We start from the raw sequence: 6,564 nt of genomic DNA, 5'->3' as shown, positions 1-6,564 counted from the left end.
CGGAGATCACCTCGCCCTCGGTGTGGGCACGGGCGACGAGCCTGCCGTGCTCTGGCGTTGTGGGGCTCGGCCGGGTCAGCCCGCCGAGACCTTCTGCGCCTCGGCCGGCGCCTCGGCGGCGCCGCGGCCGCCGCCGACCTTCTGCTTGACGAAGGCGATCACCAGCACGATCGCCGCGACCAGCAGCGACAGCAGCACCGTCTCCCGCCCGTCGTGCTCGGTGTCGGTCAGCATGTAGCCGAGGACGAGCACGATGACCGCGGCCGCGGCCCAGGTCAGGTACGGGTACAGCCACATCCTCACGACCAGCTTCTCCGGCGCCTCCCGCTGGATGATCCTGCGCATGCGCAGCTGCGAGAAGCAGATGACCAGCCAGACGAACAGCGCGACCGCGCCGGAGGAGTTGACGAGGAAGAGGAAGACGGAGTCCGGGAACTTGTAGTTGAAGAACACGGCGACGAAGCCGAAGACCACCGACACGGTGATCGCCGTCATCGGCACGCCACGGCTGTTGGTCCGCGCGAAGGCCTTGGGCGCGTCACCGCGCTGACCGAGCGAGAAGGCCATGCGGGAGGCCGTGTACAGGCCGGAGTTGAGGCAGGACAGCACCGAGGTCAGCACGATGAAGTTCATGATCTGACCGGTGTGCGCGATGCCGAGGGAGTCCAGCGCGGCGACGTAGGAGCCCTTCTCGGTGATCGACTTGTCGTTCCAGGGGAGCAGGCAGACGATCACGAGGATCGAGCCGAGGTAGAAGACGGCGATACGCCAGATGATGCTGTTGGTCGACTTGGTGACCGCGCGCTGCGGGTTCTCCGACTCGCCCGCCGCCAGGGTCGCGATCTCGCTGCCCATGAAGGAGAAGACGACGAGCAGTACGCCGGTGAGGATGGCGCCGGGTCCGTTCGGCAGGAAGCCGCCGTGCCCGGTCAGGTTGGAGAGGCCGGCCTTGTCGCTGTCGACGCCCGGCAGGACGCCGAAGACGGCCAGCGCGCCGACGACGATGAACGCTCCGATCGCCACGACCTTGATGCCGGCGAACCAGAACTCGAACTCGCCGTAGGAGCCGACGGAGACGAGGTTCGTGGCGGTCAGCACCACCATGACGATGAGCGCCCATCCCCACTGGGGCACGGCGGGGATCCAGCCTTCGAGGATCTTGGCGCCCGCGGTCGCCTCCACGGCGAGGACGACGACCCAGAAGAACCAGTACAGCCAGCCGATGGAGAACCCGGCCCAGTTGCCGAGCGCGCGGTCGGCGTGGGCGGAGAAGGAGCCCGAGGTCGGGTTGGCGGCGGACATCTCGCCGAGCATGCGCATGACGAGGACGACGAGTGTGCCGACGAGGGCGTACGACAGGAGGATGCCGGGGCCGGCGGTGGCGATGCCGGAGCTGGAACCCACGAACAGCCCCGCGCCGATGACGCCGCCGATGGCGATCATCGTCAGATGGCGGTTCTTGAGTCCGGCCTGGAGCCCGGACGCGTGCGGGTCGGGGCTCGTCTGGCCGCTTCCACCCTTCGACAGGGTCGGCTGGGAGGTCATATGACGGTATTCCTTTTCGCCGGGTGAGCGGTTTCCCGTACGAGCGGCGTACGAGTCGGTCCAGTGAATCCGAGGCGTTGGAATTCGTGAACCTTCGAAGCCCAATCGTTACTTCAGTTTTCCTTGAGCTTTGTAACACGCCCCACATTGCTCTGTCATGTGTGATATAGGGCACCCCGGACAGCGATGTGGGAAACCGCCGTGTCACACTCGGACCATGCGCGTGTATCTCGGCTCGGACCATGCGGGCTTCGAACTCAAGAACCACCTCGTCGAGTGGCTGAAGGCGGCGGGTCACGAGCCCGTCGACTGCGGACCGCACATCTACGACGCCCAGGACGACTACCCGCCCTTCTGCCTGCGTGCGGCAGAGCGCACGGCCGCGGACTCCGACGCCCTCGGCATCGTGATCGGCGGCTCCGGCAACGGCGAGCAGATCGCGGCGAACAAGGTGAAGGGCGTGCGGGCGGCCCTGGCCTGGAGCGAGGAGACCGCCTCGCTCGGCCGGCAGCACAACAACGCCAACGTCGTCGCGGTGGGCGCGCGCATGCACACGCAGGAGGAGGCGACGAAGTTCGTCGAGACCTTCCTCAACACCCCGTTCTCCGGCGACGAGCGGCACATCCGGCGCATCGACATGCTCACCGCCTACGAGACGACGGGCCACCTCCCGCCGATCCCGGCCCACCACCCGCAGCAGTAGCACCGCGGTCCCGGCCCGGGGGCGGTCCGCCCCCGGACTCCGCCTCTGCCGCCGCAGCGAGGTGTCCCCGGCCGGGGCTCCCGGCTCCTCCAGCCGCCCCGGCCGGACGGGAGCACGACCGGGCGGCGGACCGGCGGGACAGAACAGGAGGGGCGCACGGCACCCGCGCCCCTGACGACGGACGGCAGGGAAAGGAACACGGCCTGTGCCAGAGGGGCACACGATCCACCGACTCGCGCAGGACTACGCGGCCCGCCTCACCGGCGAGGTGGCCGTCTCCAGCCCCCAGGGCAAGTTCTCCGACGCCGCCGCCCTCCTCGACGGCGGCGCCCTGAAGACCGCCGACGCCCACGGCAAGCACCTCTTCCTCGGCTTCGGCGCCCCCACCGACCCGGAGCCCGACCCCACCTCCTGGGTGCACATCCACCTCGGCCTCTTCGGCAAGGTCGCCCTCGGCGACGCCCCCGCGCCCCCGCCCACGGACACCGTCCGGCTCCGCCTCGCCAACGCCACGTCGTACGCCGACCTGCGCGGCCCCACGGCCTGCGCGCTGATCACCGACGCCGAGAAGGCGGCCCTGCACGACCGCCTCGGCCCCGACCCGCTGCGCCCGGACGCCGACCCGGCCGCCGCCTACGCCCGCGTCCGCCGCAGCCGCACGACCGTCGCCGCCCTCCTGATGGACCAGAAGGTGGTCGCGGGCGTCGGCAACGTCTACCGGGCCGAGGTGCTCTTCCGGCACGGCATCGACCCCTACCGCGCCGGCCGGGACCTCACCCCCGCCGAATGGGACGCGATATGGGCCGACCTGGTGGCCCTCATGCGCGAGGGCGTCCGCAACAACCGCATCGACACCGTCCGCCCGGAACACACCCCGGAGGCGATGGGCCGCCCGCCGCGCGTCGACGACCACGGCGGCGAGGTGTACGTCTACCGCCGGGCCGACCAGCCCTGCCACCTGTGCGGCGGCGCGATCCGCACGGCCGACCTCGCCGCCCGCAACCTGTTCTGGTGCCCGGCCTGCCAGACGAACTGACGCGGCCGGACCGGAACGCCGCCCGTGCTCAGAACCCGTGCGGCAGCCACGGCGCCACCGCCGACCCGAAGCCCACCGACGCCTCCGCCAGCGCGCCGGGCCGCAGCTCCCGTACCCGCCCGGCGGCCGCCAGCGCGGCCAGCGGCACACCGCCGAGGTAGGCCGCCCCCAGGTCCCGTACGGACACGGCGAGGTCCGCGGCGTCCGGCGTCCTCTCGCAGGACGCGCCCTTCGGGTCCCCGCTCAGCCGCCAACGCCCCGTGTTCCACGGGCAGAACGCGTCCTCCACGTCGAACACCACGTCCACCGGCGCCTGGTACGTCCGGGCCCGCAGCGCCGCCCCGACGTCGACGAGCCGCAGGTACAGCCCGTCCCGCAGCCGCGGCCTGCACCGCCGGATGTCGGACACCAGGTACTGCCACGCGTCGTCGACAGGCCGCCCCCGCACCGTCAGCGTCGTCGTCAGGTCGATGCCGCACAGGAAGCGCCACAGCGCCGCCTCGCCCGCCGGATCCAGCGCGGCCAGGTCGTGCAGGAGCACCGTGCCCTCGGCCCCGGCGACGTCCCAGCCCGGCTTGACGCGGTAGCGGGCGTACCCGACGACCTCTCCCGCCCGCTCGGCGACCACGCACTGCAACGGGGACGCCCCGTCCCGCTCGCTCTCAGGGTCCAGCAGCGGCACCCGTTCCCAGCCAGGCTGCCGCGCCAGCATCCCCGGCCGGCCCGGTACGGTCCGCGCGTACACCGCCTCGCACGCCCCCAGCACGCCCTCGGGCGCCGCGTACCGCAGCCGTACGCCGTCGGTACCCGCCGGGACCGACAGCCCGGCCCGGACCGTGTCGATCTCGGCGTGGAGCTGGAACGTCGCGGCCCCGTACCCGAAGCGGCCGTAGATCGCGGGCTCGGAGGCGGTCAGCACCGCCAGCGACTCCCCCCGGGAGCGCACGTCGTCCAGCTGCCTGCGCATCATCGACGTCAGCACCCCGCGCCGCCGATGGGTCGCGGCCACCCCGACCATCGTGATCCCCGCCGCGGCCACCGGGGAGCCGCCGGGCACGGTGATCCGGAAGCTGAACGCGCCCGCCGTACCCACGCACGCGTCCCCGTCCCAGACACCGAGGGACCGGTCGAACTCGGTCAGCGCGTACCACGCCTCCCGCTCCTCGGGGGCCTCCGGGACACCCCCGAAGGCGCGGACCAGGGTGTCGTACCACGGGTCCCACTCGTCCTTCCGCAGTACCCTCGGCTCCGTCACATGGTCACTGGTCATGCGCCATGCCTATCAGCGCGCCCCGGAACGGACCAACGAATTTCGCCCAGGCGGCAGCGCGGCGGCGTTCCGTGGCGTTCACTGTGAAGTCGGGTCCCGGTTCGCGGTGCGGCCGGGTCCCGGACGGGGGACAAGCGGGACCTCCCGTGCCAAGCGGCAGGTCCGATGGATAGGGTCCCGGACTAATGGCAGCAGGACGAGAGCGGCGCGCGGAAGCCGAGACGTTCACGGCCCGGTTGAAGAAGCAGTGGCACCGGGTCCGCGTCGGCGTGCGCAGATCCGCCGTCGACTACTTCCGCGGCAACGGCTCGGACTGGGTCGCGTTCGGCGGTCTGCTGCTGACCGTCCCGCTGATCGCCTCCCTGACACTGGCCGACTCCGTCTGGTTCTCACCGGCCGCACTCGTCCTGCCGATCGTCGCGGGCGGGCTGCTGCTGCGCCCGGCGAGCCTGCTCGCCCTGTACGCGGCGGCGGCCACGGCCCTCATCGTGGAGTCGGTGCGGCTCGGCCCGTACACCGGCGGCCCGTCCCGGGTCACCCCGGGCGTGGTGCTGGTGGTCGCGGCCTGCGGCTTCTTCGGGCTGCTGATCGCGCAGTTCCGCAGCCGGGTCGGCGTGCCCTGGCGGCGCGGCGGGACCATGCTGTTCGACCTGCGCGAACGCATCCGCGTGCAGAGCAAGCTGCCCCATCTGCCGGAGGGCTGGCACCGTGAGATGGCGCTGCGCCCGGCCGGCGGGCAGTCCTTCTCCGGCGACTTCGTCGTCGCCGCCCTGACCAACGGCGGCCGCACCCTGGAGGTCGTCCTCACGGACGTCTCGGGCAAGGGCATGGACGCCGGCTCGCGGGCGCTGCTGCTGTCGGGCGCTTTCGGCGGCCTGCTGGGCTCGCTGCCCCCGCACGCGTTCCTGCCCGCCGCGAACGGCTACCTGCTCCGCCAGGACTGGGACGAGGGTTTCGCCACGTCGATCCACCTGGTCCTCGATCTGGACTCCGGCGACTACGAGTTGTACTCCGCCGGCCATCCGCCGGGGCTGCAGCTGAGCGCGGGCAGCGGCCGCTGGGAGGAGAAGGCCGCCGAGGGCCCGCTCCTGGGCGTGTACGACGGCGCCCAGTTCGACCCCGTCAAGGGCTCCCTGCGGCCCGGCGACGTGCTGATGCTCTTCACCGACGGCCTGGTGGAGACGGCCGACCGCGACATCGTCGAGGGCATCGACCGCCTCACCGGCGAGGCCGACCGTTATGTCGCGGGCGGCTTCCACGGGGCCGCCTGGCATCTGATCGAGGCGGTCGCGAAGGACGTCAACGACGACCGCGCGCTGCTGCTGATCTGCCGCGAGGGGCCGACCGCGCAGGCACTGCGCTAGAGGTCGTCCGGCGGCGGACCAGGCTGGAGGGGGCCGACGGCCCCCGCAGGCACCGGCGTACCCCGCGCTCGTCCCGGGGACACTGGGGCCATGACCGAGACGCACACGCCGCTCACCCTGGCGGAGACCGAGGCAGTCGCCCGCGCCGCCCACGCCGGCCGGACGGACAAAGCGGGCCGGCCCTACGCCGAGCACCTGGAGGCCGTCGCGGAGGGCGTCCGCACCCGCGGCGGCGACGCCGACCAGATCGCGGCGGCCTGGCTGCACGACGCCGTCGAGGACGACGCCCTGCCGGAGACGTGGCTGCGCGAGGCCGCGCTGAGCCGCCGTACGAAGGCCATCGTGCGCGCGGTCACCAGGCGGGCGGGGGAGGCCCCGGAGGCGTACGCGCGGCGCATCCTCGCCACGCCGGGCGCGCTGCTGGTGAAGGAGGCGGACCTGGCGCACAACGCGGACCCGGCCCGTCTCGCGGTCCTCGACGAGGCCACCCGGACCCGGCTGACCGGGAAGTACGCCCGCATGCGCGCGCTCCTCGGCCTCACCGCGCCCCTCTAGTGCCGCGGCAGGCAACGTTTGCCCGTCAAGGAGCGGCGTCCGGTGCGTGCTCTCGGCGTGCCGGCCGGACGCCCTCGTACTGGATGTACTC

General features: G+C 72.5%; 6 protein-coding genes. 4 read left to right on the top strand and 2 right to left on the bottom strand.

Annotated elements, in window-relative coordinates; genetic code table 11:
• Positions 1–75: 75 nt before the first annotated feature.
• Positions 76–1,545, bottom strand: a complete 1,470-nt coding sequence (locus ACWDNY_RS31000; RefSeq protein WP_451649138.1) for an amino acid permease — start codon at positions 1,543–1,545, stop codon at positions 76–78.
• 217 nt (positions 1,546–1,762) lie between these two features.
• On the opposite strand from ACWDNY_RS31000, the gene ACWDNY_RS30995 reads away from it, so the two are divergent.
• On the top strand, positions 1,763–2,248 hold the full coding sequence (locus ACWDNY_RS30995; RefSeq protein ID WP_451649137.1) for a ribose-5-phosphate isomerase: 486 nt from the start codon (positions 1,763–1,765) through the stop codon (positions 2,246–2,248).
• A 205-nt stretch (positions 2,249–2,453) separates the two neighbouring features.
• Complete coding sequence (locus tag ACWDNY_RS30990; protein ID WP_451649136.1) at positions 2,454–3,284, top strand: Fpg/Nei family DNA glycosylase; 831 nt, start codon at positions 2,454–2,456, stop codon at positions 3,282–3,284.
• 28 nt (positions 3,285–3,312) lie between these two features.
• Here the strand turns inward: ACWDNY_RS30990 and ACWDNY_RS30985 are convergent, their stop codons facing one another.
• Positions 3,313–4,554, bottom strand: coding sequence for a GNAT family N-acetyltransferase (locus ACWDNY_RS30985; protein ID WP_451649135.1), 1,242 nt, complete (start codon positions 4,552–4,554; stop codon positions 3,313–3,315).
• A 185-nt stretch (positions 4,555–4,739) separates the two neighbouring features.
• Here ACWDNY_RS30985 and ACWDNY_RS30980 point away from each other — a divergent pair, with 185 nt between their 5' ends.
• Entirely contained in the window at positions 4,740–5,918 is a 1,179-nt protein-coding gene (locus ACWDNY_RS30980; RefSeq protein ID WP_451649134.1) for a PP2C family protein-serine/threonine phosphatase, read from the top strand.
• Positions 5,919–6,008: 90 nt separating this feature from the next.
• Complete coding sequence (locus ACWDNY_RS30975; protein ID WP_451649133.1) at positions 6,009–6,473, top strand: HD domain-containing protein; 465 nt, start codon at positions 6,009–6,011, stop codon at positions 6,471–6,473.
• The last annotated feature ends 91 nt before the right edge of the window (positions 6,474–6,564 follow it).

The organism is Streptomyces sp. NPDC003697, from assembly GCF_053587115.1.
The sequence above is the reverse complement of the archived record's forward strand: the minus strand, read 5'-3'. Positions and strand labels throughout refer to the sequence as shown.

What these genes read in the sequence shown, in the direction of transcription:
- ACWDNY_RS31000 (WP_451649138.1), bottom strand. Translation starts at nt 1,545, where the DNA reads ATGACCTCCCAGCCGACCCTGTCGAAGGGTGGAAGCGGCCAGACGAGC.
- ACWDNY_RS30980 (WP_451649134.1), top strand. Translation starts at nt 4,740, where the DNA reads ATGGCAGCAGGACGAGAGCGGCGCGCGGAAGCCGAGACGTTCACGGCC.
- ACWDNY_RS30985 (WP_451649135.1), bottom strand. Translation starts at nt 4,554, where the DNA reads ATGACCAGTGACCATGTGACGGAGCCGAGGGTACTGCGGAAGGACGAG.
- ACWDNY_RS30975 (WP_451649133.1), top strand. Translation starts at nt 6,009, where the DNA reads ATGACCGAGACGCACACGCCGCTCACCCTGGCGGAGACCGAGGCAGTC.
- ACWDNY_RS30995 (WP_451649137.1), top strand. Translation starts at nt 1,763, where the DNA reads ATGCGCGTGTATCTCGGCTCGGACCATGCGGGCTTCGAACTCAAGAAC.